Origin of the sequence: Streptomyces sp. NPDC092370, from assembly GCF_044755265.1 — a bacterium.
Taxonomy (GTDB): domain Bacteria; phylum Actinomycetota; class Actinomycetes; order Streptomycetales; family Streptomycetaceae; genus Streptomyces.
Genome location: NZ_JBIVQO010000002.1, coordinates 560970 through 583516 on the forward strand (window position 1 = coordinate 560970; position 22547 = coordinate 583516).

General features: G+C 73.3%; 21 protein-coding genes and 1 pseudogene. 8 read left to right on the forward strand and 14 right to left on the reverse strand.

Annotated features, from left to right (window positions below; translation table 11 throughout):
* From ACIQHQ_RS09135 to ACIQHQ_RS09155, 5 genes and pseudogenes are all read right to left on the reverse strand, one after another.
* Positions 1-1372 (reverse strand): annotated as a pseudogene (locus tag ACIQHQ_RS09135) (hypothetical protein); the annotation flags it as partial.
* Positions 1369-4215: an SNF2-related protein gene (locus ACIQHQ_RS09140; protein WP_402611110.1), complete on the reverse strand. Its 2847-nt coding sequence runs from the start codon at positions 4213-4215 to the stop codon at positions 1369-1371. The gene ACIQHQ_RS09140 and the pseudogene ACIQHQ_RS09135, both read right to left, overlap by 4 nt.
* Before the next feature lie 83 nt (positions 4216-4298).
* Positions 4299-4880 (reverse strand): sugar kinase, encoded by a 582-nt coding sequence (locus ACIQHQ_RS09145; protein WP_402611111.1) that lies wholly within the window; start codon positions 4878-4880, stop codon positions 4299-4301.
* Positions 4877-6025 carry an ROK family glucokinase gene (locus tag ACIQHQ_RS09150; RefSeq protein ID WP_031106526.1) on the reverse strand — a complete coding sequence of 383 codons (1149 nt, stop codon included), beginning with the start codon at positions 6023-6025 and terminating at the stop codon, positions 4877-4879. Before ACIQHQ_RS09150 ends, ACIQHQ_RS09145 begins: the two co-directional genes overlap by 4 nt.
* 132 nt (positions 6026-6157) lie before the next feature.
* A complete protein-coding gene (locus ACIQHQ_RS09155) occupies positions 6158-6895 on the reverse strand; it encodes a GntR family transcriptional regulator (protein WP_402611622.1) in 738 nt (245 codons plus the stop codon).
* A 128-nt stretch (positions 6896-7023) separates the two neighbouring features.
* On the opposite strand from ACIQHQ_RS09155, the gene ACIQHQ_RS09160 reads away from it, so the two are divergent.
* Positions 7024-8031, forward strand: a complete 1008-nt coding sequence (locus ACIQHQ_RS09160) for a Gfo/Idh/MocA family oxidoreductase (protein ID WP_402611112.1) — start codon at positions 7024-7026, stop codon at positions 8029-8031.
* A 31-nt stretch (positions 8032-8062) separates the two neighbouring features.
* Here the strand turns inward: ACIQHQ_RS09160 and ACIQHQ_RS09165 are convergent, their stop codons facing one another.
* Together ACIQHQ_RS09165 and ACIQHQ_RS09170 are read right to left on the reverse strand one after the other, a co-directional pair.
* Positions 8063-8740, reverse strand: coding sequence for a response regulator (locus tag ACIQHQ_RS09165; protein WP_402611113.1), 678 nt, complete (start codon positions 8738-8740; stop codon positions 8063-8065).
* Between the two features lie 106 nt (positions 8741-8846).
* The gene (locus tag ACIQHQ_RS09170) at positions 8847-10064 is read right to left on the reverse strand and encodes a sensor histidine kinase (RefSeq protein ID WP_402611623.1); all 1218 of its coding nucleotides are present in this window, start codon (positions 10062-10064) and stop codon (positions 8847-8849) included.
* Positions 10065-10299: 235 nt separating this feature from the next.
* On the opposite strand from ACIQHQ_RS09170, the gene ACIQHQ_RS09175 reads away from it, so the two are divergent.
* Positions 10300-10500, forward strand: a complete 201-nt coding sequence (locus ACIQHQ_RS09175; protein ID WP_402611115.1) for a hypothetical protein — start codon at positions 10300-10302, stop codon at positions 10498-10500.
* Positions 10501-10538: 38 nt separating this feature from the next.
* Here ACIQHQ_RS09175 and ACIQHQ_RS09180 read toward each other — a convergent pair whose 3' ends face one another.
* Both ACIQHQ_RS09180 and ACIQHQ_RS09185 read right to left on the reverse strand, forming a co-directional pair.
* Entirely contained in the window at positions 10539-10934 is a 396-nt protein-coding gene (locus tag ACIQHQ_RS09180; protein ID WP_402611116.1) for a ribonuclease domain-containing protein, read from the reverse strand.
* A gap of 106 nt (positions 10935-11040) precedes the next feature.
* A complete protein-coding gene (locus ACIQHQ_RS09185; protein WP_402611117.1) occupies positions 11041-11667 on the reverse strand; it encodes a dihydrofolate reductase family protein in 627 nt (208 codons plus the stop codon).
* Between the two features lie 515 nt (positions 11668-12182).
* Here ACIQHQ_RS09185 and ACIQHQ_RS09190 point away from each other — a divergent pair.
* Positions 12183-12926, forward strand: coding sequence for an SDR family oxidoreductase (locus ACIQHQ_RS09190; protein ID WP_402611118.1), 744 nt, complete (start codon positions 12183-12185; stop codon positions 12924-12926).
* 59 nt (positions 12927-12985) lie between these two features.
* Here ACIQHQ_RS09190 and alc read toward each other — a convergent pair whose 3' ends face one another.
* On the reverse strand, positions 12986-14101 hold the full coding sequence (gene alc, locus ACIQHQ_RS09195; protein WP_402611119.1) for an allantoicase: 1116 nt from the start codon (positions 14099-14101) through the stop codon (positions 12986-12988).
* 37 nt (positions 14102-14138) lie between these two features.
* Positions 14139-15479 (reverse strand): allantoinase AllB, encoded by a 1341-nt coding sequence (gene allB, locus ACIQHQ_RS09200; protein WP_402611120.1) that lies wholly within the window; start codon positions 15477-15479, stop codon positions 14139-14141.
* Between the two features lie 239 nt (positions 15480-15718).
* Here allB and ACIQHQ_RS09205 point away from each other — a divergent pair, with 239 nt between their 5' ends.
* Positions 15719-16516 carry an IclR family transcriptional regulator gene (locus ACIQHQ_RS09205; protein ID WP_402611121.1) on the forward strand — a complete coding sequence of 266 codons (798 nt, stop codon included), beginning with the start codon at positions 15719-15721 and terminating at the stop codon, positions 16514-16516.
* Positions 16517-16620: 104 nt separating this feature from the next.
* On the opposite strand, the gene ACIQHQ_RS09210 is transcribed toward ACIQHQ_RS09205, so the two are convergent.
* Complete coding sequence (locus ACIQHQ_RS09210; RefSeq protein WP_402611122.1) at positions 16621-16950, reverse strand: DUF5955 family protein; 330 nt, start codon at positions 16948-16950, stop codon at positions 16621-16623.
* A 243-nt stretch (positions 16951-17193) separates the two neighbouring features.
* Between ACIQHQ_RS09210 and ACIQHQ_RS09215 the strand changes: the two genes are divergently transcribed.
* Both ACIQHQ_RS09215 and aceB read left to right on the forward strand, forming a co-directional pair.
* Positions 17194-17808 carry an NTP transferase domain-containing protein gene (locus ACIQHQ_RS09215; protein ID WP_402611123.1) on the forward strand — a complete coding sequence of 205 codons (615 nt, stop codon included), beginning with the start codon at positions 17194-17196 and terminating at the stop codon, positions 17806-17808.
* 208 nt (positions 17809-18016) lie between these two features.
* Positions 18017-19642, forward strand: a complete 1626-nt coding sequence (aceB, locus tag ACIQHQ_RS09220) for a malate synthase A (protein WP_402611125.1) — start codon at positions 18017-18019, stop codon at positions 19640-19642.
* A gap of 15 nt (positions 19643-19657) precedes the next feature.
* On the opposite strand, the gene ACIQHQ_RS09225 is transcribed toward aceB, so the two are convergent.
* Positions 19658-19927, reverse strand: a complete 270-nt coding sequence (locus ACIQHQ_RS09225) for a SelT/SelW/SelH family protein (protein ID WP_402611126.1) — start codon at positions 19925-19927, stop codon at positions 19658-19660.
* The gene (locus ACIQHQ_RS09230; RefSeq protein WP_402611127.1) at positions 19924-20838 is read right to left on the reverse strand and encodes a HipA family kinase; all 915 of its coding nucleotides are present in this window, start codon (positions 20836-20838) and stop codon (positions 19924-19926) included. Before ACIQHQ_RS09230 ends, ACIQHQ_RS09225 begins: the two co-directional genes overlap by 4 nt.
* Before the next feature lie 200 nt (positions 20839-21038).
* Between ACIQHQ_RS09230 and ACIQHQ_RS09235 the strand changes: the two genes are divergently transcribed.
* Both ACIQHQ_RS09235 and ACIQHQ_RS09240 read left to right on the forward strand, forming a co-directional pair.
* Complete coding sequence (locus tag ACIQHQ_RS09235; protein ID WP_402611128.1) at positions 21039-22019, forward strand: Rieske 2Fe-2S domain-containing protein; 981 nt, start codon at positions 21039-21041, stop codon at positions 22017-22019.
* A complete protein-coding gene (locus ACIQHQ_RS09240) occupies positions 22003-22545 on the forward strand; it encodes a DUF1360 domain-containing protein (RefSeq protein ID WP_402611129.1) in 543 nt (180 codons plus the stop codon). The genes ACIQHQ_RS09235 and ACIQHQ_RS09240 overlap by 17 nt, the downstream gene beginning before the upstream one ends.
* The last annotated feature ends 2 nt before the right edge of the window (positions 22546-22547 follow it).

The following is a 22547-nucleotide window of genomic DNA, read 5'->3' on the forward strand; positions in this document are numbered from 1 at the left end:
CGGCACCGGTCCCCGGGCTTGCGACCCGGTCGGGCGTCACAGGGCTCTGCGCGGGTCCGGCGGGGGCCGGGCGCGGCGATGCCGAGGTGCCGGCCCCCGTCACGGCGGCCGAAGACTCGGCACCGGTCCCCGGGCTTGCGACCCGGTCGGGCGTCACAGGGCTCTGCGCGGGTCCGGCGGGGGCCGGGCGCGGCGATGCCGAGGTGCCGGCCCCTGTCACGGCGGCCGAGAACTCGGCACCGGTCCCCGGGCTTGCGACCCGGTCGGGCGTCACAGGGCCGGGTGCGGCCGGGTCGCACTCGCTGTCGGGCGCCGAAGGTCGGGGTGCGGCCGGGTCGTACTCGCTGTGGTGCCTCTCAGGAGTGGGTGTGGCCGGGTCGTTACCGCCGTACGGCTCCTCCCGGCCGTATCCGCTGTGTGGCCTCTCCGGGCTTCGGTCGGCGGAGCGGTGCGGCGGGTCGGTGATGCGAGCCGGGCCGCTCCCGTGCCCGGTGGCTGGCTCATGGTCGTCGGTGGGCGCGTCCGGCGGATGGGGCATCCGGAACGCGTCGGACAGCAACTGCCGGACGTCGCGCACGGCCGGGGCGCCCGCGCCCGCCCGCCGCACGGCCGCCACTCTGTCGTCCACGGCGCTGCTCCGGGCCCGGCGCCTGCGGCGGGCGCCTTCCCGCTCGGTCTCCTCGCGGGCTCGTCGCGCGTCGTCCCGCGCCGCGCGCAGCGCCTCACGGGCGACGTCCGCGGCGCGTGGCGCGGCTCCCGCCGCCCGGGCGGAAGGCCGCGCGGGGACGGCATCGGCGGGAGCGGCCCCCGCCGGGTTGGTCCGAGAGTTGCCGGATGCCTGGGGCTCCGGCGTCACGGGGGCCGCGGTGTCGTCGGGCACGTCGGCGTCGTGAGGCGCACCCGTGGCCTCCCGCGCACCGGCGGTCTCAGGGGCATCGGCGATCTCGGAGGCACCGGCGGTCTCGGGATCACCAGCGATCTCGGAGACACCGGCGGTCTCGGGGTCATCGGCGATCTCGGAGGCACCGGTGCTCTGCGGCCCATCGGCGATCTCGCAGGCACCGGCGATCGCAGGGGCACTGGTGGGTTCGGGGCCCTGGTCGGCTTCGCGGGCGCTGGTGGCCTCGGCGTCGCAGCCGTCCTCCCGACCGGCGACATCGGGGACATCGTCAGTGGCGTCGTCCCGGACGGACACCGCCCTGCGGAGCGCCTCGCGTGCCACGTCCGCCGGTCCGGGGGGTCCCTGGTCGGCGGCGCCCGCGGTCGTGGGCGGGCCCGGCCGGGCAGCCGGTGCCGGGCCGGTTTCCCTGGCCGCCCGCTCCCGGGCCTCGCGCAGCGCGCGGCGGGCCTCGTCGGCCGGGCTCGGCGTCATGACGACCTCCGCAGGGACACCAGGTCGGACAGCTCCCGGTCCGTCAGTTCCGTGAGGGAGGACTCGCCGGAGCCGAGGATCGCGTCGGCCAGGGCCCGCTTGGACTGGAGCATCTCGGCGATGCGGTCCTCGATGGTGCCCTCGGTGATGAGGCGGTGCACCTGTACCGGCTGCGTCTGGCCGATGCGGTAGGCGCGGTCGGTGGCCTGTTCCTCGACGGCCGGGTTCCACCAGCGGTCGAAGTGCACGACGTGGCCCGCGCGGGTGAGGTTCAGGCCGGTGCCGGCCGCCTTGAGCGACAGCACGAGGACCGGTGTCGAACCGGCCTGGAAACGGTCCACCATGCGCTCGCGCTCGGGAACCGGCGTGCCGCCGTGGAGGAGGTCGACCGGGACCGCGCGGGTGGCCAGGTGGGTGGTGATCAGGCGGGCCATCCCGACATACTGGGTGAAGACGAGGGCGGACCCGTCCTCGGCCAGCAGCGTGTCCAGCAGCTCGTCCAGCAGGGCGAGTTTGCCGGAGCGAACGGCGAGCCGGTCGCCCGCGGCCGTGGTGTGCTCCTCCTTGAGGAACAGCGCCGGGTGGTTGCAGATCTGCTTCAGCGACGTGAGGAGCTTCAGCACCAGGCCCCGGCGGGGCATGCCCTCGGCCGTTTCGATGGCGAGCATCGACTCCCGGACCACCGCCTCGTACAACGCGGCCTGTTCGCGGGTGAGCGGCACCGGATGGTCGGTCTCCGTCTTGGGCGGCAGCTCGGGCACGATGCCCGGATCCGACTTCTTGCGGCGCAGTAGGAACGGCCGGACCAGGCGGGCCAGGCGCTCCACCGCTTCCTCGTCCTCGCCGTTCTCCACGGCCCGCGCGTGCCGGGCGCGGAAGGACTTGAGCGGGCCGAGGAGGCCGGGGGTGGTCCAGTCGAGCAGGGCCCACAGCTCCGAGAGGTTGTTCTCGACGGGTGTGCCGGTCAGGGCCACGCGCGCGGGGGCCGGTATGGTGCGCAGCGCCTTGGCGGTGGCCGAGTAGGGGTTCTTCACGTGCTGCGCCTCGTCGGCGACGACCATGCCCCAGGCGCGCTCGGCCAGGGCGGGGGCCGTCGAGCGCATGGTGCCGTAGGTGGTGAGGACGAAACCGCCGTCCAGTCCGTCGAGGCTGCGGTCGGGGCCGTGGAAGCGGCGGACCGGGACTCCGGGGGCGAAGCGGGTGATCTCCCGCTGCCAGTTGCCGAGCAGGGAGGCCGGGCAGACGACGAGGGTCGGTTCGCGGCGGGCCCGCTTCAGGTGCAGGGCGATGAGGGTGACGGTCTTGCCGAGACCCATGTCGTCGGCGAGGCAGCCGCCGAGCCCGAGGGAGGTCATCAGGTCGAGCCACGCCAGGCCGCGGAGCTGGTAGTCCCGGAGGGTGGCCCGCAGCTCCGGGGGCGGCTCGGCCGGGCGGATGCCCGCGGTCAGGCGGTCGCGCAGGGCGGCCAGGGCACCGACCGATACGGCCTCGACCGTCTCGCCGTCCACGTCGGCGGTGCCGGTGAGGGCGACGGACAGCGCGTCGACCGGGTCGAGCAGGCCCAGGTCCCGTTTGCGGGCCTTGCGGACGAGCGCCGGGTCGACGAGCACCCACTGGTCGCGCAGCCGCACGACCGGGCGGTGGGCCTCGGCGAGGGCGTCCATCTCGGTGTCGGTGAGCGGGTCGCCGCCGAGGGCCAGCTGCCAGCGGAACTGGAGGAGGTCCTCGCTCTCGAAGAAGCCGGTGCCGTCGGTCGCCGAGCCGGGGGCCGGACGGACCACCGCCGCGGCGGACAGGTCCTGCGCGAGGTCCCGCGGCCAGTGCACGGCGACCCCGGCCGCGGCGAGCCGGGTCGCCGCGACGCCGAGCAGATCGCTCAGCTCGTCCTCGGTCAGGGCCAGAACGTCGGGCACGTCCTGGTCGGCGAGCCGGTCGAGCGGGGGCCAGATGCGGGCCGCCCGGCGGACGGCGAGGGCCGCGTCCACGCGCGCGCGGGGTCCGAAGGCGTCGGCGGCCGCGCCCGCCCACAGGGCCGCGGCGTCGGCCACGAGGGTGGGGTCGGCGAGGCTGTGCACCTGGACGATCGCCGCGCCGGCGCTGCGGGCGCCGCCGTCGGAGGCGCCGTCGAAGAGGTCGTAGGCGGACAGGTCCAGGCGGAGCGAGATCCGCACGCCGGCGTCCATGCCGGCGGCGACCTCGGCGGCCCAGTCGTGGGCGGTCGGCAGGTGCTGGGCCTCGCGAGCTGCGAAGGGCCGGCCCGAGGTGTGGGGCGCGGCCGGGGTGCGGGGCAGGGTGTCGGCGACCGCGTCCAGGAAGGCGCGCACCAGCGCTTCCGGTTCGGGCAGCCGGAGCGGGCCGGGGCCGGGCAGCGGGACGGCGTGGCCTTCCTGGGGCAGGGCCGCGGCGACCGCGCGCAGGTGCGCGATGTCGTCCGGGTCGAGAGGGCCGGCGCGCCAGGCGTCGTGGCCCGTGGCGGTCAGGCCGGGCAGCAGCCGGCCGCGCGCGGTCAGCCTGAGGGCGTGCAGGGCCGCCGCGCCCCAGCAGGCCGTGGCGGGGTGGGCCGCCGGGTCGTGCCGGGCGCGGACGAGGAGCGGCAGGGCCGCGTCCAGCGGAAGGGACAGGGCCGGGGTGGTGCGGCGCCGGACTCCGGCGGTGCCGTGCCGGCGTACGACGGTCAGCTCGGTGCCCTCGGCGGACGGGGGCTCGGCCGGAAGGGGCTCGCCCTCGGGGTCCCAGAATGCGATGCGCCCGTCGCGCGGGAGGGGCGCGGGCAGGAAGACGGCCGGGAGCCGGACGGGGCCCGTCGGTTCCGCCGTCCGATCGGTCGTCGCCGTCTCTCCCATACGTCCTGCCACCTCCCGCCCCGCCTGCCGGATCAGTTGTCTTCGACTCTACGGGCGGGGTCTGACAATCGGCTCCGGCGGGCTCAGGGCACGGTCCGGGACACGACGTACACCCAGGGGTACGCCGGATTGGACAGGTCCACGACCACGTCGTGGGTGGGGGCCGGGTTCTTCTGCCGGTGGACGAAGCCGAACCACGAGTCGGTCGTGGCGAACTTCCAGCCGGTGACCTTCCGGTCGCGGGCGCCGATGGTGATGGCGCCCTGCTTCAGGTCCTTCCGGGTCACGCCCAGGCCGGTCAGATAGGCGTCCAGGCCGGCCGCGTTGGTCTCGAACTGGGTGTACAGGCGGCTGGTCTTCCAGTTGTTGGTCTCGTAGTACGCCACGTGCCAGGCGGGGTGCGGGACGGGCACCTGATAGATCCGGCGCTGGAGCTTGGAGGGCCAGCCCTCGGTCAGGCCGGTCGCCGAGTACTTCGCCTCTTTGTCCTTGCCGCTGTCGCGGCTCTGGTTCGCGGAGATCACGAGGTAGCCGGCCGGAATGCCGATGAGCAGCACGATGATCAGCAGGGTCAGGGCCCTGCGGCGGTTCCTGTGGCGGCGGTCCTCGACCGGGCGGTCCTGCTCGTCGGACCAGGGTCCCTGGTGGGGCAGGGAGGCGGTCACGGCGTCTCCTGGGTACTGCGGAGCGACTGTGTGTACCGCTCGTAGCGCTCGTACCGCTCCACGCGGCGGCGCTTGGCGCGGCGGAAGCGGCGGGCGACCAGCCGGGCGAGGTCGGCGGCGCCGACCATGCCGGCCTCGGGACCGAGCTGGGCCCGGACGATGCGCGCCTCGGGGCGGTAGCCGCGGCCGGTGAGGTGCCGCTTGAAGGCGTCCCGGGCCGGGCCGATCAGCAGGTCGTCGGCGGCCGAGACACCGCCGCCGATCACGAAGCAGGACGGGTCGAGGGCGGCGGCGAGGTTGGCGATGCCGACGCCGAGCCACTGGCCGATGTCCTGGAGCAGCTCGATGCACATGGCGTCGCCGTCGCGGGCCAGTTCGGTGATCATCGGGCCGGTGATGTCGCCGATGCTGCCCTTGACGTGCTCGATGATCCCGTACGCGACGGGCGAATCGGCGGCGGCCAGCTCACGGGCCTCGCGGACCAGGGCGTTTCCGGAGCTGTACTGCTCCCAGCAGCCGCGGTTGCCGCAGGGACAGCGGTGGCCACCGGGCACGACCTGCATATGGCCGAACTCCCCGGCGACGCCGTACTTGCCGCGCTTGACCTGGCCGTCCTCCAGGATCGCGCCGCCGATGCCGGTGCCCAGGGTGATCATGACCAGGTGGTCCTCGCCGCGGCCGGCGCCGAAGCGCCACTCGGCCCAGGCGGCGGTGTTGGCGTCGTTGTCCACGAGGACAGGAACGGAGAGCCGACCCGAGAGGCGGTCGCGGAGCGGTTCGTTGCGCCAGGACAGGTGCGGGGCGAACAGCACCCGGTTGCGGTCGGCGTCCACCCATCCGGCCGCGCCGATGCCGACGGCGTGCACGTCGTGCCGGTCGGAGAGGTCCAGGACCAGCTCCGCGATGGTGTCCTCGACGACCTTGGGGCTCTTCGACTTGTCCGGGGTCTCCGTGCGGAGCATCTCCAGGATGTTGCCGTCGGCGTCGACGACGCCCGCCATCACCTTCGTGCCGCCGATGTCGATGCCGACCGTGGGCACGCGGGGTGCCGTCAGGTGGGAGCGGCGCTCCCGGGTGCCGACGGTGCGGAGCACGGTGGCCCGGCGGGAGCCGATGGGGGCGGTGAAGTCGCGGTAGGTGCTCATCGCCGCCGATTCTGCCTCACTGGGAGGCAGGGTGCGGAGCACAGGGGTGGCGCGGATCGTCGCGGGGTGCGGGTGCGCGGGGGCTCGTGGCGCCCGCGCGGCGGAGCCGCGCATCGGCGCAGAGCGCGCTCCTCACGTACGCACGAGCAACTGGAACTCGAACGAATAGCGTGTCGGACGGTAGGTGTGCGTGCCGTACTCGACCACGCGGCCCGTGTCGTCGAATGTGACGCGTTGCATCGTCAGCAGCGGCGCGCCCGTCTCCTCGGCCAGCCGCTCCGCCTCCTCCGTCGTCGCCGCCCGGGCGCCGATGGACTGGCGGGCGCTGTGCAGGGTGATGCCCGCCGCCCGCATCAGGCGGTAGAGGCCCGTCGTCTCCAGCTGCTCGGTGTCGAGGCCGATCAGGCCGGAGGGCAGGAAGTTGCAGAGGTGGGCCATGGGCTCGCCGTGGGCGAGGCGCAGGCGCTCGACGCGGTGGACGTCACTGCCCTCGGCGACTCCGAGTGCGGCCGCGATCTCGGCCGAGGCGGGGACGAGTTCGTTGACCAGGACCCTGGTGGCCGGGCGCTGGCCCGCCGCTTCCAGGTCGTCGTAGAGGCTGCTGAGCTCGAGGGGGCGTTTGACCTGGCTGTGCACGACCTGGGTGCCGACGCCGCGGCGGCGTACGAGGAGGCCCTTGTCGACGAGCGACTGGATGGCCTGGCGGACGGTCGGCCGGGACAGGCCGAGCCGGGCGGCGAGTTCGATCTCGTTGCCCAGCAGGCTTCCGGGGGTCAGCGTGCCGTGCTCGATCGCGGCCTCCAGCTGCTGGGACAGCTGGAAGTACAACGGCACGGGAGAGCTGCGGTCCACGCTCAGCTCGAGCTGCACGGTCGGGTCCACTTCTGGTTTCGGCACGGGCCGAGCGTAGCTCCGTGCGTTGTTGACGGGAAGTCGTGAAGTCAGATTGTCCGGACATACAGATTGACAGCGGCGGGCTGTGCACGCACTTTGTTCTCATGCGCATCGGCGTCATCGGTACGGGCCGCATCGGCACCATCCACGCGAACACGCTCAGTCGGCATCGTGACGTCGGCTCCCTGATCCTCACGGACGCGGACCCCGGCAGGGCCCAGGAGCTGGCGCACCGGCTGGGCGAGACGGCGGCGCCCGGCGTGGAGGAGATCTTCCGCTGGGGGGTCGACGCCGTGGTGATCACGACGGCGACGTCGGCCCACGCCGAACTGATCGGTCGGGCAGCACGCTCGGGTCTGCCGGTCTTCTGCGAGAAGCCCATCGCGCTGGATCTGCCGGGGACCCTGACCGCGATCGCCGAGGTCGAGGCGGCCGGCACGGCTCTCCAGATGGGCTTCCAGCGTCGCTTCGACGCGGGCTACACAGGTGCCCGCGAGGCCGTGCGCTCCGGCCGGCTGGGGCGTCTGCACACCGTGCGGGCCCTCACCAGCGACCAGGCGCCACCGGACGCCGCATGGCTGCCGCTGTCCGGCGGGCTGTACCGGGACACGCTGATCCACGACTTCGACGTGCTGCGCTGGGTGACCGGCCGGGAGGTGGCGGACGTCTACGCCGCCGGGTCCGACGCCGGGCCCCGGATGTTCCGCGAGGCGGGCGACGTCGACACCGCGGCCGCGCTGCTCACCCTCGACGACGGCACCCTCGCCACCCTGACCGCGACCCGGATGAACGGGGCCGGCTACGACGTGCGCATGGAGCTCGCCGGGGAACGCGACCAGATCGTGGTGGGCCTGGACGACCGTACGCCGATCGCGTCCACCGAGCCGACCGGGCCGCCTGCCGCGGACAAGCCGTGGACGGGCTTCCTGGAGCGGTTCGGCCCCGCCTACGAGGCGGAACTGAACGCGTTCGTCGAGGTCGTCCGGGGTGAGCGGGCCAACCCCTGCGACGGGCGTGAGGCGCTGCAGGCGCTGCGGATCGCCGAGGCGTGCGAGCTGTCGCGGCGGGAGCGCAGGCCGGTGCACCTCGCGGAGATCGCCGGTGGGGCCTGACCCGCGTTCGCCCGACGGCGGGCGCCGGCGGTCAGTGCTCTTCCCGTTCCCCCTCCAGGAATCCCGCGTCGTAGGCGAGCAGCGCTATCTGCACGCGGTTGTTGAGGTCGAGCTTGGCCAGGATGCGCGAGACGTGCGTCTTCACGGTGGCGACACTCATGAAGAGACCGGTGGCGATCTCGGCGTTGGCCAGGCCCCGGCCGACCGCGACGGCGACCTCCCGCTCGCGGTCGTTGAGGACGGCCATGCGGTCGCGCGCGCGGGCGCGGCGCGTGTCGCCGGCGGTACCGACTGCGTGCCGCATCAGCTGCCGGGTGACCGTGGGCGACAGGACCGGGTCGCCGGCCGCGACCCGGCGCACCGCGGCGAGGATCTCGGCCGGCGGCGTGTCCTTGAGGACGAACCCGGCGGCGCCCACGCGCAGCGCGCGCAGTACCTGCTCGTCGGCGTGGAAGGTGGTGAGCACCACCACCTGCGGGGCGTCCCGGCGGGCGCGCAGCCGCTCCGTGGCGGTGAGACCGTCGACCGTCGGCATCCGGATGTCCATGAGGACGACGTCCGGCCGGGTGCGGTCGACGAGGGCCTCCACCTCGGCGCCGTCGGCGGCCTCGCCGACGATCTCGATGTCGTCGGCGCCGCCCATCATGAAGGACAGCCCGGCCCGCACCAGCGGGTCGTCGTCGACGAGGAGCAGTCTGATCGCAGTCATGGGCCTTACGTAATCACGGCCGGACCGGGCGGCGGGCCCGGACGGGGTGATGGTCCGCGCCAACACCCTTGTGCACCGATGGAGTTGACGGCCGGGCGGCAGGTGCTCACCCGCACGGCAGCCACGCCCGCACCTCGAACCCGCCCTCGGGCGTGGGTCCGTGCTCCAGCCGGCCGCCCGCCAGGGTCGCCCGTTCCGTCAGGCCGATGAGGCCTTGCCCGGAGCCGGGGACGGGCGCCACCTCACCCTCGGGCGGCGGATTGTGCACGCGGACGGTGAGGTGGGCGCCGGGCGCGCCGGTGACGGTCACGGTGACCTCCGTGCCGGGGGCGTGCTTGCGCGCGTTGGTCAGGCCCTCCTGGACGATCCGGTAGGCGGTGCGGCCGACGGAGGACGGCACGGTGGCGGGATCCTCGACCCGCTGGTCGAGGGAGACCTTCATGCCGGCCTCGCGGGACTCGGCGACCAGCGTGTCCAGCGCCGCGAGCGTGGGCTGCGGCCGTCCCGTGTCATCGGGCTCGCCCGCCCGCAGCACGCCGATGATCTCCCGCAGGTCCTGAAGTGCCTCGTGCGCGCTCTCCCGGATCACGCCCGCCGCCCGCGCCGTCTGCGCCGGGGGCGCGTCGGGCCGGAACTCCAGGGCGCCCGCGTGCACGCTCAGCAGCGTCAGCCGGTGCGCGAGCACGTCGTGCATCTCCCGCGCGATGGCCTCTCGGGCGAGCCGCTGCGCCTGCTCGGCCCGCAGCCGTGCCTCCGTCTCGGCGCGCCGGGCGCGGTCCCGGAGGCTCACCATGAGCTGCCGTTTGGCCCGTACGAACATGCCCCAGCCGACGATCGCCACGGTGAGCACCACGGCGAAGGGCACGCTCACCAGGTAGGGGAGGTCCGCGTCGGGGCGCACCCAGTAGTAGAGGGGCACCAACGCCACGTTGGTGCCGCCCACCCAGGCCACGTACCGGAAGGGGCGGTGCACGGCGAGGGTGAACAGGGCGATGAGGCCCGCGCCGCCCGCGGTCTCCGAGGCGAAGCCTATGAGGGTCATCGCCAGGGCCAGACCGAGTGGCCAGCGGCGCCGCAGCCAGACCGCCGCGCAGGCGAGTGCGCCGACCGCCTGGTCGACGGCGGCCAGTCCGGGCGGCACGTGAGGGTTGCGGACGAGGGCGTCCAGGGCCAGCGCGCCCACCAGCACGGCCAGCAGGAAGCAGGAGAAGTCGACGATCCAGTCGCGGGCGGTGCGCCGGGGCCGCCGCCCGGCCCGTGTGGCGTCGGGGTCGAGTTGGTGCAGGAGGGCCGACGGGAAGAACCATCTGCGCCCGGTGAACAGCGCGGGTGTCTCTCCCACCGGTACCGGGGAAGCGTGCCCCACGTCGTCAGCACTCACGAGCGGCAAATCTACGCAGCGGCGGCCCGTTCCACCCGTCCCGGGGCGGGTTCGTCTACCAAAGTCGGCACGCCGCAGACTTTCGATGCCGCGGCGGCGCCGGAGCGGGTACTTCCGTTCCCGTGTCCTCGCCCCGCGGCCGACGTGCGTGGGGGGTCCGCGGGGCGAGGCTCGTGGCATGAAGCAGGTACTGGAGATTCTCGGTTTGCTCGCCCTGGTGCAGGGCGTGGCGGGCCTGGTGCACGAGTTCACCGACTGGAACTGGGGCCTGGTGCAGCGGCTGGGGTTCCTGGACGGCTACGAGATCTACGCGAGCGTCGCGCTGCTCGTGCTGGGCGTCGCCCTGTTCGCGGCGGCCGGGAGCCGGAAGTCCGTCTGAGCGGCGCTACGGACCTCCGGCCCTGGCTCCGGCAGGGTTCAGCAGCCGTAGTCGACCCGGTCGAACGACTCGTAGTGGTCGGCCGTGTAGTAGTCCTCCCGGTTCTCCTCACCGGTGACGATGCGCCGCGCGCCGCGGGTGGAGGAGCCCGGGGTGATGACCGTGTACTCGTGGTAGTAGCCGGACGACTGGCCGGGCAGGATGCCTTCCCGGTTCTGGAAGACGGTGCCGTCCTGCTCGAACGGGTAGGGACCGCCCCGCTCGATCAGGTCGAGCGTGTCGTGGGCCTGGGACGGCAGATCGCTGTGACAGATGTGGCCGACGGCGGTGGGGGCCGCGTCGGCCGTGGTCGCGGAGACGGTTCCGCCGACGAGGAGAGCGGACAGGAGGACGGCTGCTGCGCCGAGCCGTGAGGCGCGTGGGGGGACATTCATGACGTTCATGATGACGCGCGTAGACACTGGCATGTCAATGACAAGCCGGAGGATTTCCTGTGAAGCCCCGTGCGGTCGCGGGAAGTTCACCCGCCCCGCGGCGCCCTCACACGTCCTCCGGCAGCCCGAACTCGCCGTACTCCGGGCGGCCCTTCAGGTCGTAGGTCTGGATCGACACGCCCGCGCCGGTGACGCTCCCTCCGGCATGCTCGAACGCGGTGGGTACGGCACCCTCGGGGAACAGCCGGAACCCGGAGCCGAGCACGACCGGGAAGGTCAGCAGGTGCAGGGTGTCGACCAGGTCGAGCGCCAGCAGGGACCGCAGGAGGGCGCCGCTGCCGTGCACCTGGACCTCCCCGTCGGTGCGCTCCTTCACTGCGGTGACCTCCTCGGCCAGGTCACCGGAGAGCACCGTGGTGCCCGCCCAGCCGGGGTCCGTCAGGGTCGAGGAAGGCACGTACTTCGGCAGCGAGTTGAGCCGGGAGGCGACCGGGTCCGTGGGGTCGGTCACCTTGGGCCAGTAGGTGGCGAAGATGTCGTAGGTGCGGCGGCCGAGCAGGAAGGCACCCGGGCGGGCGAAGACCTCACCGATGAAGCGGCCGAAGTCCTCGTCGGCGTAGGGGAAACTCCAGCCGCCGTGGGTGAAACCGCCGCGGGAGTCCTCCTGCGGCCCGCCGGGGGCCTGGTAGACGCCGTCGAGGGTGACGAAGAGGGTGGAGACGAGCTTGCCCATGGCGGGTGCCTTCCTTCCGGGTCGGACGGGATCCGCTGTCATCGGTTCAGACCCCACCGGCACCCGCAACTCATCGCTGGGCCGTACGCGCGCCCACGGTGCCGGATGCCCCTCACCGCCGCAGCGGCCGGCACGGCCGCCCTGACCGGCACGGCCGCCCTGACCGGCGATGCCCGGGGCCGGTGGACTCCGCGGCCACCAAGGCGTCCGGCTCCGCGAAGCCGACCGTGCCCTCGCCGGCGACTCGCCTGCCGGGGCGCGCCGGCCGGCCCGCATCGTCGTGCCCCTGGCCTGGGGCGGCGGCCCGTCCGTGCCGCCGGCGGAACCCGCGCCCGCGAGGGCTGCCCGTGGCCGCCCGACGGTTCCGCCCGGACGGGGTTCCACGGTCAGGTTCGCCGTCTTGAACTGGGACCGGTTCCGGATGTGCTCCGGACGGGGGCGTCCACTGGGTGCTCCCGGACCTCGACGTCCGTTCGCCGCCAGCGGCGCAGCCGTGCCGCCGCTGGGATGGACCCATGACTTCTCAAGGAACTCTGCACGGCAAGGTGGCTCTGGTGACCGGCGGGAGCCGTGGGATCGGCGCGGCGACGGCGGTGCGCCTGGCCCGGGAGGGCGCGGACGTGGCCGTCGCCTATGTGAACGGCAAGGAGGCGGCCGAGGACGTCGTCCGGGAGGCGCAGGCGCTGGGACGCCGGGCGGTGGCGCTGCGCGCGGACGCGGCCGACGCCGCCGAGGCGGCCGAGGTGGTGGACGCGGCGGCCGAGGCGCTGGGCGGGCTCGACATCCTGGTGAACAACGCGGGGGTGGGGGTGCTCGGGCCGCTGGAGACCCTGTCGCTCGCCGAGGTGGACCGGGTCCTCCACATCAACGTACGGGGTGTCTTCCTGGCTTCTCAGGCGGCCGCCGCGCGGATGCCCGACGGCGGACGGATCATCACGATCGGCAGTTGCATGGCCCAGCGGGTGCCGGGGCCCGGCGGGACGCTCTACGCGATGAGCAAGGCGGCCCTGGCCGGGCTGACGAAGGCGCTGGCCCGGGAGCTGGGCGGGCGCGGGATCACGGCGAACCTCGTCCTTCCCGGCCCGATCGACACGGACATGAATCCGGCCGACGGGCCGTACGCGGCCGGTCAGGCGGCGATGACGGCGCTCGGCCGGTTCGGGACGGCGGACGAGGTGGCCTCGATGGTCGCGTATCTGGCGGGGGCGACGTATGTGACCGGTGCCGAGTGCTCGGTGGACGGCGGTCACGCGGCGTGAGAGTCGTGGGGCGCACCGCCGCTGTCCGGGCAGGGGCGCCCCACGGTCCGGGGGGAAGGTCAGCCACCCAGCTCCTGGTGGCGGACCGCCAGCCGGCCGGCCCCCTCCCGGGTCAGGGAGCCGAACAGGCGCAGGCGTGAGATGCCGCCGTCCGGGAAGATGTCGACGCGCGCCTGCGTGCCGACGGCCGGGGCCGGCAGGACGAAGCGGTGGTTGGTGTCGGGCTGGAGGCGGGTGCGGGGCAGGATCTCCTGCCAGTCGCCGTCCTCGCCGTCCTTGACGGACACCGAGGCCCAGCCGGCGCTGTTGCCCTTGAGGTAGGCGGTGTCGATCTCCAGGGCGCGGATCTGTGCCTGTGCGGCCAGCCGGTAGCGGATCCAGTCGTGGCCCCGGTCGCGGCGGCGGCGGGTCTCCCAGCCGTCGTCCATCTTGTGGGAGCGGCCCGGCTGGATGGTGTTGGAGGCGGGCGAGTAGAAGAGGTCGGAGGCGTCCTCGGCCCGGCCGCCGTTCTCCAGGGCGACGACGTCGAAGGTGCCGAGCGCCTCCAGCCAGGCGGGGTCCGGGACGACCTCGCCGTGGACGCGCAGGCGGGCGATGCCGCCGTCGGGGTGCTGGTTGACCCGCAGGTGGGTGAAGCACTGCTCGACGTCGACGGCGAAACCGTTCGCCGCGTGGCCGCCGACCGGGGTGCGCGGGACGAGGGTCGTCCACTTCACGTCGTCCCCGAGGAGCTCCTCCGGCGAGGGGGAGCCCGCCACGCGGGTGCCCTCGACGGAGACGGCCTGCGGGTGGTTGCCGCGGAAGTGGGCGGTGTCGACGACGATCCCGCGGATGACGCCCGGGGCGCCGAGGCGCACCAGCGCCCAGTCGTGGTCCTCGGCCGCGGGCCAGGGGTGGTCGGCGGAGGCGCCCCGGCGGCGGCGCGTCTCCCAGCCGTCCATGATCTTGCCCTTGTGCCCGAAGCGCTCGGGGTCGAACTCGGCGGGCCCGGGCACCAGGAGGTTCTCGCGCTGGGCGAAGAACTCGTCGTTGGCGGCGATGACACCGGCCCCGAGGCGCCGGTCGGCGAGGTCGGCGTACTGGGTGAAGGGGAAGTCGGCGGTGCGGTAGTCCGCGTACGGGTCACCGCCTCCGTAGGGGTTCGCGTCGCCGGTGAAACTGGGAATCGCCGTCACGGTGATCAGGTCTGCCTTTCGAAATCCGGGATGGTTTTCAGTGGGTCCGGGTGAGGAGCTGCCCCTTCGGCTCGGTGAACGCGCCGTCCGCGACGATCAGCTGTCCGCGCAGCCAGGTGGACTTCACGACGCCGTGCAGGGTCCTGCCCGCGTACGCGGTGACGTGGTTGCGGTGCTGGAGGGCCGCCGGGTCGACGGTGAAGGTCTCGTCGGGGGCGAGGACGGCGAAGTCGGCGTCGCGGCCCACCGCGATGGCGCCCTTGCGGTCGTCGAGCCCGACGAGTTCGGATGTGCGCGTCGACATCCAGCGGACCACGTCCTCCAGGCCGTGCCCCCGCTTGCGTGCCTCGGTCCACACGGCCGCCAGGCTCAGCTGGAGTCCGGAGATGCCGCCCCAGGCCGTCGCGAAGTCGTCGGTCTTCAGGTCGGCCGTGGACGGGGAGTGGTCGGTGACGACGCAGTCGATGGTGCCGTCGGCGAGTGCCTGCCAGAGCAGGTCCTGGTTGGCGGCCTCGCGGATGGGCGGGCAGCACTTGAACTCGCTGGCGCCGTCGGGGACTTCCTCGGCGGTGAGGGTCAGGTAGTGGGGGCAGGTCTCCACGGTGATGCGGACGCCCTCCGCCCGTGCTTCGGCGATCATCGGCAGGGCGTCGCCGGAGGACAGGTGCAGGACGTGCACGCGCGCGCGGAGGGCCTTCGCCTCACGGATGAGGTGGGCGATGGCGGTGTCCTCGGCGTCCCGGGGGCGGGAGGCGAGGAAGTCGGCGTACCTGGGGCCGGACCGCTGCGGGGCGGAGGCGAGGAGACGGGGGTCCTCGGCGTGCACGATGAACAGCCCGTCGAAGGCGGCGATCTCGGCCATGGTGCGGGCGAGGGACTCCCGCTCCAGGTGCGGGAACTCCTCCACGCCGGACGGCGACAGGAACGCCTTGAAGCCGAACACGCCCGCTTCGTGCAGCGGGCGGAGCTCCTTGACGTTGTCGGGCAGGGCGCCGCCCCAGAAACCGACGTCGATGTGCGCCTTGTCGGCGGCCACCTGCTGCTTGGTGCGCAGGTGCGGGAGGGTCGTGGTCGGCGGGAGGGAGTTGAGGGGCATGTCGACGAGGGTCGTGATGCCACCGGCCGCCGCGGCGCGGGTGGCCGTCCAGAAGCCCTCCCACTCGGTGCGACCGGGGTCGTTGACGTGCACGTGCGTGTCGACGAGGCCGGGCAGCAGCACGTGGTCGCCCAGGTCCTTCAGGCGGGCGCCCTGCGGTACGGGCGCGTCGTGCGGGAGGACGGCCGTGATCCTGCCGCCGGCCACCGCCACGGACGCGGCGCGCGTTCCCTCGGGAGTGATGACGCGCGTCGAGCGCAGCACCAGTTCAGCGTCGGACACCCGAACCCCTTACTTCCGCGTAACGGAATTCAACTTTCTGTTGAAGGAGTCTTCACTCCCTCTCCCCTGTCGTCAAGGGCACACTGGACCGCGGCGCCCTTCGCGCGAACACCTCTGGACGTTTCCATGAAGCGGAATTAAACTTCCGGCAAGCAGAACGTAGTTACGTCCCCAGCGGGGAGTCAACCGAGTGCCGGGTAGGCTTCTGCCCTTCCCGCCCGCCCCGAAAGGAACGCGCCGTGCCGACGTCCAGCGCCAGCACCACCGACTCCGCCCGGTCCTCCACCAACGGCGGCGTCCAGTCCCTGGAGCGCGCCTTCGACCTGCTCGAGCGGATGGCGGACGCGGGCGGCGAGGTCGGCCTGAGTGAGCTGTCCGCGAGCAGCGGGCTGCCCCTGCCGACCATCCACCGGCTGATGCGCACACTGGTGGCCTGCGGGTACGTACGTCAGCAGCCCAACCGGCGGTACGCGCTCGGCCCGCGCCTGATCCGCCTCGGCGAGTCGGCCTCCCGGCTGCTGGGCACCTGGGCACGGCCGTACCTCGCCCGGCTGGTCGAGGAGACCGGCGAGACGGCGAACATGGCACTGCTGGACGGGGACGAGATCGTCTACGTGGCGCAGGTGCCCTCGAAGCACTCGATGCGCATGTTCACGGAGGTCGGCCGACGCGTGCTGCCGCACTCCACGGGCGTGGGCAAGGCCCTGCTCGCCGGCTTCCCGCCGGAGGAGGTGCGCGCCCTGCTGTCCCGTACGGGCATGCCCGCCGCGACGGAGAAGACGATCACGACGGCCGACGGGTTCCTCGCGGCGCTGGAGGACGTGCGCCGCCAGGGCTACGCCGTCGACGACAACGAGCAGGAGATCGGGGTCCGTTGCCTCGCGGTCCCGGTGCCCGACTCCCCCACCGCCGCGGCCATCTCCATCTCCGGCCCGGCGGGCCGGGTCACGGAGGCGGCGACGGACAAGATCGTGCCGGTGCTCCAGCAGATCGCCGGGGAGCTCTCCGTGGCGCTCGCCAGCCAGAACCCCGCGTAACGGCGGCAGACCGCGAGGCTCCGGCCTCGCGGAGCCGTTTCCCGGCGGCGAGGCGGCCGGTGCCCGTGAGGGGCGCCGGTGGGCCCGGGGCGGCGAGCGCCCCCCTAGCCCTGGCCCCGCATCGGCCCTCCGAAGAGATCCACCGCCCGCCGGACCTCCGCCAGTTCCGTCGAGAGCGCGCTTACCGAGCCGATGGCGCCCGCGATCAGCAGCAGGGAGCGGCGCATCCGGGGGATCTCGGGGCGGCCGTCCGCGGCCAGGGCGGCCAGAGCAGCCAGCTCCTCCTCGGCGATGCTCCGGTCGGCGAACTCGCCGGGATGTGCGGCCAGTCGGCGGCGCAACCGGGACACGGCGCAGGACAGCTCCGTCACGCGCGGGTCCTCATCGCCGCCCGTCACAGACCCCTGCCGCTTCTGCTCCACGCTCCGCAACACAGTCCTCCCCCTCGCACCTCGCCGTGCGCGTGCCCTTCCGGCACGAAGTCCCCCGCACCGGGCAGCGGCCGGGCGCCCCGGCCGGTCGGTGCGGGGACAGTAAACGACGCGGGCCACCGGGCGCCAGTCCATTGCGTCATCGACTTGTTTCGCTGAGTGACTTTCTGGCCCGAGGCGCACACCTGTCCGACGCACACCCCGCGTCGTCGCACCCGCGTGCGGGACGTGCGGTATGCAGGGGTCATGACGACACGGCAGACGACGGGCGGGGCGCCGGCGGTAGCGGGACTGCTGCTCGCCGCCGGGGGCGGGCGGCGGCTCGGCGGACGGCCCAAGGCACTGCTCCCCCACCGGGGACGGCCGCTCGTGGAGCACGCGGTGCGGGTCCTGCGGGAGGGCGGCTGCGCGACCGTCCACGTGGTACTCGGCGCACAGGCCGACGACGTGCGCGCACGCGCCTTCCTGCCGGGCTGCGTCCTGGTCGGCAACCCCGACTGGGAGCAGGGCATGGGGACATCGCTGCGCGCCGGGCTCGGCTCACTCGCCGGCACGGGCGCCCGGGCCGTGCTGGTGTCGCTCGTCGACCAGCCCGGCATCGGACCGCAGGCGGTGGCCCGGGTGCTCGCGGCGTACGAGGGTGAGGCGTCCCTCGCGTCGGCCGCGTACGACGGCGTGCGGGGTCATCCGGTGCTGTTCGGTGCCGCTCACTGGTCGGGCATCGCCGCGAGGGCGACCGGCGACCGGGGGGCACGCGCCTACCTGAAGGAGCACCAGGAGGCGATCGTCCTCGTCGAGTGCGGGGACGTCGCCCGGCCCTTCGACATCGACACCGAAGCCGATCTGAGCCACCTGGAGTGAGCGGGGTGGCACGGAGCGCCACCTTGCCTCGGCCTAGAGAATCTCGACGTCAACAGATGATTGAACTTCCACCATGAGGAAACTAGTATCCACTGTTCAGAAGCGCCCGACGGCTCCCCGGGCGCCGAACGCCGTATCCGGGAAGACTGGCACCCGGTGCCGAGCACGCCGGATCGTCTTCACAGCTCGCTGAAGGAAGTGACCGTTCATGTCCGCTCCAGCGCCGTCCCCGCTGGCCATCGTCGACGCCGACCCCCTGCCCCGGCAGGAGGAGGTCCTCACCGAAGCGGCGCTCGCCTTCGTCGCCGAGCTGCACCGGCGGTTCACGCCCCGGCGTGACGAGCTCCTGGCCCGCCGCGCCGAGCGCCGTGCCGAGATCGCCCGCACCTGCACCCTCGACTTCCTCCCGGAGACCGCCGCCATCCGCGCCGACGACTCCTGGAAGGTCGCCCCGGCCCCGGACGCCCTGAACGACCGCCGGGTGGAGATCACCGGCCCCACCGACCGCAAGATGACCGTCAACGCCCTCAACTCGGGCGCCAGGGTGTGGCTCGCGGACTTCGAGGACGCCTCGGCGCCCACCTGGGAGAACGTGGTCCTGGGGCAGGTCAACCTGAGCGACGCCTACACCCGGAACATCGACTTCACCGACCCGAGGTCCGGCAAGTCGTACTCCCTGAAAGCGGACGAGGAACTCGCCACGGTCGTCATGCGCCCGCGCGGCTGGCACCTGAACGAGCGTCACCTCGTCGACGCCGACGGCACCCCGGTGCCCGGCGCCCTCGTCGACTTCGGCCTGTACTTCTTCCACAACGCCCAGCGCCTGCTGGACCTCGGCAAGGGCCCGTACTTCTACCTCCCCAAGACCGAGTCCCACCTGGAGGCGCGCCTGTGGAACGAGGTGTTCGTCTTCGCGCAGGAGTACTGCGGCATCCCGCACGGCACGGTCCGCGCGACCGTCCTCATCGAGACGATCACCGCCGCGTACGAGATGGAGGAGATCCTCTACGAGCTGCGCGACCACGCCTCCGGGCTGAACGCCGGCCGCTGGGACTACCTGTTCTCCATCGTCAAGAACTTCCGTGACGGCGGCGCCAAGTTCGTCCTGCCGGACCGCAACGCCGTGACGATGACGGCCCCGTTCATGCGCGCGTACACCGAACTGCTCGTGCGGACCTGTCACAAGCGCGGCGCGCACGCCATCGGCGGCATGGCGGCTTTCATCCCCTCCCGCCGGGACGCCGAGGTCAACAAGGTCGCCTTCGAGAAGGTCCGCGCCGACAAGGACCGCGAGGCGAACGACGGTTTCGACGGCTCCTGGGTCGCCCACCCCGACCTGGTGCCGATCGCCATGGAGTCCTTCGACAAGGTCCTCGGCGACAAGCCGCACCAGAAGGACCGGCTGCGCGAGGACGTCGACGTCAAGGCCGCCGACCTCATCGCCGTCGACTCGCTGGACGCCAAGCCGACGTACGCGGGTCTGGTCAACGCCGTGCAGGTGGGCATCCGCTACATCGAGGCGTGGCTGCGCGGACTCGGCGCGGTCGCCATCTTCAACCTGATGGAGGACGCGGCCACCGCCGAGATCTCCCGCTCCCAGATCTGGCAGTGGATCAACGCGGAGGTCGTCCTCGACAACGGCGAGCAGGTCACCGCCGAGCTGGCCCGCAAGGTCGCCGCCGGGGAACTCGCGAGCATCAAGGCGGAGATCGGCGCGGAGGCCTTCGCGGCCGGCAACTGGCAGCAGGCGCACGACCTGCTGCTGAAGGTGTCCCTCGACGAGGACTACGCCGACTTCCTGACGCTCCCGGCGTACGAGCAGCTCAAGGGCTGACCGCGCGGCCGAGCGCTAGCGTTCCGAGTGGCCCAGGGTCTTGCCCGGGGCCACTCGGTCGCGTACGGCCTTCTTCACGGCCGTCGGCTCCGGGAAGCCCTGCACGCGCCGGTCCCAGACGACCTTGTCGCCCACGCGGACGACGAACACCCCGCCCGTGCCCGGCTTCAGGGCCAGTTCCGTCAGCTCCGCCTCGAAGGTCGTGAGCAGTTCCTGCGCCAGCCAGGCCGCGCGCGGCAGCCAGCGGCATTGCGTGCAGTACTCGATCTCGACACGGCCACTCATCCGAGGTGCACCGACCAATCCTGCTCGGCCGCGGGCTTGCCGTGCAGATCGGGCACCTGCCTGAGCCACGCGGGGCGTCCTTGCTGGTTCCTCGCCGCCCGCAGGGCCTCCTCGGCGGCGAGCTCCTCCCTGGTGGGGAAGTCGGTCGGCAGCCACGCTCCGGAGGCGCGCACGCGCGCGTGCAGGTACGTCACGTACGCCTCGCGCAGCTCGTCCGCGGTGGCGAAGCCCGGCTCGCCGGCGAGCCAGGCGTCCGGGACCTCCGCGAGGATCCGCCGCAGCAGTTCCTCGGTGACGCGGGGAGCCAGCTCGGCGTCGGCGGCCCGGACGTCGGGCCCGTAGTGGCCGAGGGCGTGGTGCCGGAAGTCGTAGGCCTTTCGCGGGTCGGTCGCGTCCCAGCGGTGGTGGAAGACCAGGGCGGCGCCGTGGTCGATCAGCCACAGGCGCGGGGGTGCCACGCCGAGGGTGGGCCACACCATCAGGTTGGAACTGTGCACCGTGCGGTCGACGTTCACGGTCAGGGCGTCGAGCCAGACGATCCTCCCCGCCTCCAGGGGATCGACGGGGAAGACCCGGGCGATCTCCGGGGTGAAGTCCCGGGCGCCCGGCAGGTGGTCCATACCGAGGTTGAGGCCCGCGCTGGCCGTGTGCAGGCCCCGCACCTCCTGGTGCGGTTCGTGCTCCGCGATCGCCGGATCGAAGTGCACCAGGACCAGCTCGGGGAAGCGCAGCCCGAGGGCCCGGGCCAGCTCCCCCACGACCACCTCGGCGACGAGCGCCTTGCGGCCCTGTGCGGAGCCGGTGAATTTCACGACGTAGGTGCCGAGGTCGTCGGCCTCGACGACCCCGGGGACGGAGCCGCCGGACCGCAGGGGCTCGACGTAGCGGGTCGCGGTGACCTCTCTCAGCATGCTCCAGGGCTCCACGGAGGGCAGGGTCCGAAGGGGCCATGGTAACCAGGCGTGACCGACGGCGAAGGGCCCCGGTCCGGTGTTCGAGCCGTACTCGCCGCCGGCCCGCGCGGCGGGTCGGGAGGACGACGGCTCGACCGCCCTCCTCTTCGGCACCGCCGTGCCGTTTGCCGTCGGTGCCCGTGGGGACCCGGCCGAACATGAGCCCAACCCCACGACGCCGCCTGATGCGGCAGAACCGGGTCCTGTGGTTCCTGGACCGCCTGGAACACGAACGCAGGGCCGACGCGGTCATCGACACGCTCCGCAAGGGCGTGCGGGCCCTGCCCCTGGGGCGGGGCCGGGACCTGCTGCACGGCAGGTGGCTGGGACACCCGGTGCACCCGCTGTTGGTGCAGGTGCCGATAGGAAGCTGGTTGTCGGCGGCGGTCCTGGACCTGCGCCCCGGCCGCTCCCGCGAATCGCGGCTGCTGATCGGGGTCGGACTGGGTGCGGCGGCCCCCGCGGCCGTCGCCGGCTGGGTGGACTGGGCGGAGCTGCACCCCCGCCAGCAGCGGATCGGACTGGTGCACGCCCTGTCCAACACGGCGGCCGTGGGTCTGTACGCCGCCTCGCTCGCCTGCCGGACCAAGGGACGCGAGGGGGCGGGCCGGACGTACGGCTTCCTGGGACTGACCGCGGTCGGGCTCGGCGGCATGCTGGGAGGCCACCTCGCCTACCGGCAGGCCTCCGGCGCCAACCACGCCGAAGAGGTCCCGAACGTCGTCTCCGCGGGCTGGCACCGGATCGGAACCGTCGACGAGTTCCCGGCCGGTGAGCCGGTGCGACGCAGCGTCGCCGACGTGCCGGTGCTGGTGGTGCGCGAGACCGGCGGGGCGATCCACGCGCTGGCCGAGCGGTGCAGCCACCTCGCGGGACCGCTGTCCGAGGGCACCGTCGCCGACGGGTGCGTGCGGTGCCCGTGGCACGGCAGCGTCTTCCGGCTCTCCGACGGCTGGAACGTACGCGGACCGGCCACCGCACCCCAGCCCTCCTTCGAGACACGGATCACCGGCGGCCAGGTCGACGTGCGCCTGCGCCATCAGAACGGCGGGAAAGCCTCGGGGGACGGACGGAAACCGGCCGAGAAGAGCGACATCACAGGAACGGGGGCGACCCATGGGCATGGCGGCCATCGCTGACAACGGCATCGCGCGCCGGGTGCACGGCGCGCTCCGGCGCACCGGCCGCGCCTACGAGGCCGGGCACGACCGTCCTCTGGGCGGCTACCTCGCGGCCATGGCGGGCTTCGCCGCGTACACGGCGGTCTGGACCACGGTGGTACGGCGCAGCGGTCGCCCGGTGCCCGAGCGGCCCGAGCCGTGGGACGTGGCCCTGACGTCGGTGGCCACGTTCCGGCTCAGCCGGCTGCTCAGCAAAGCGGCGGTGACCAGTCCCCTGCGGGCACCCTTCACCCGGTACGTCGGGCCCCAGGGTCCCGCCGAGCTGCAGGAGGAGGCTCAGCCCGAGCAGGGCAAGCACACCGTCGGCGAACTCGCGACGTGCCCGTTCTGCATGAGTGTCTGGGTCGCCTCGACCCTGACCGCCGGCCAGCTGCTCTGGCCTCGGGCGACCCGCACGGCCATGGGCACACTCGCCGCCCTGGCCGGGGCGGACACGCTGCAGTTGGCGTACGGCGCGCTGATGGACAAGACCACCGGCGACTGAAC

Excerpts from the sequence above, each read along its gene's own strand:
- ACIQHQ_RS09165 (WP_402611113.1), bottom strand. The coding sequence starts at position 8,740 with ATGACTGCGATCAGACTGCTCCTCGTCGACGACGACCCGCTGGTGCGG.
- ACIQHQ_RS09160 (WP_402611112.1), top strand. The coding sequence starts at position 7,024 with ATGCGCATCGGCGTCATCGGTACGGGCCGCATCGGCACCATCCACGCG.
- ACIQHQ_RS09215 (WP_402611123.1), top strand. The coding sequence starts at position 17,194 with ATGACGACACGGCAGACGACGGGCGGGGCGCCGGCGGTAGCGGGACTG.
- ACIQHQ_RS09180 (WP_402611116.1), bottom strand. The coding sequence starts at position 10,934 with ATGAATGTCCCCCCACGCGCCTCACGGCTCGGCGCAGCAGCCGTCCTC.
- ACIQHQ_RS09240 (WP_402611129.1), top strand. The coding sequence starts at position 22,003 with ATGGCGGCCATCGCTGACAACGGCATCGCGCGCCGGGTGCACGGCGCG.
- ACIQHQ_RS09225 (WP_402611126.1), bottom strand. The coding sequence starts at position 19,927 with ATGAGTGGCCGTGTCGAGATCGAGTACTGCACGCAATGCCGCTGGCTG.
- ACIQHQ_RS09185 (WP_402611117.1), bottom strand. The coding sequence starts at position 11,667 with ATGGGCAAGCTCGTCTCCACCCTCTTCGTCACCCTCGACGGCGTCTAC.
- ACIQHQ_RS09140 (WP_402611110.1), bottom strand. The coding sequence starts at position 4,215 with ATGGGAGAGACGGCGACGACCGATCGGACGGCGGAACCGACGGGCCCC.
- ACIQHQ_RS09230 (WP_402611127.1), bottom strand. The coding sequence starts at position 20,838 with ATGCTGAGAGAGGTCACCGCGACCCGCTACGTCGAGCCCCTGCGGTCC.
- aceB (WP_402611125.1), top strand. The coding sequence starts at position 18,017 with ATGTCCGCTCCAGCGCCGTCCCCGCTGGCCATCGTCGACGCCGACCCC.
- ACIQHQ_RS09150 (WP_031106526.1), bottom strand. The coding sequence starts at position 6,025 with ATGAGCACCTACCGCGACTTCACCGCCCCCATCGGCTCCCGCCGGGCC.
- ACIQHQ_RS09235 (WP_402611128.1), top strand. The coding sequence starts at position 21,039 with ATGAGCCCAACCCCACGACGCCGCCTGATGCGGCAGAACCGGGTCCTG.
- ACIQHQ_RS09175 (WP_402611115.1), top strand. The coding sequence starts at position 10,300 with ATGAAGCAGGTACTGGAGATTCTCGGTTTGCTCGCCCTGGTGCAGGGC.
- ACIQHQ_RS09190 (WP_402611118.1), top strand. The coding sequence starts at position 12,183 with ATGACTTCTCAAGGAACTCTGCACGGCAAGGTGGCTCTGGTGACCGGC.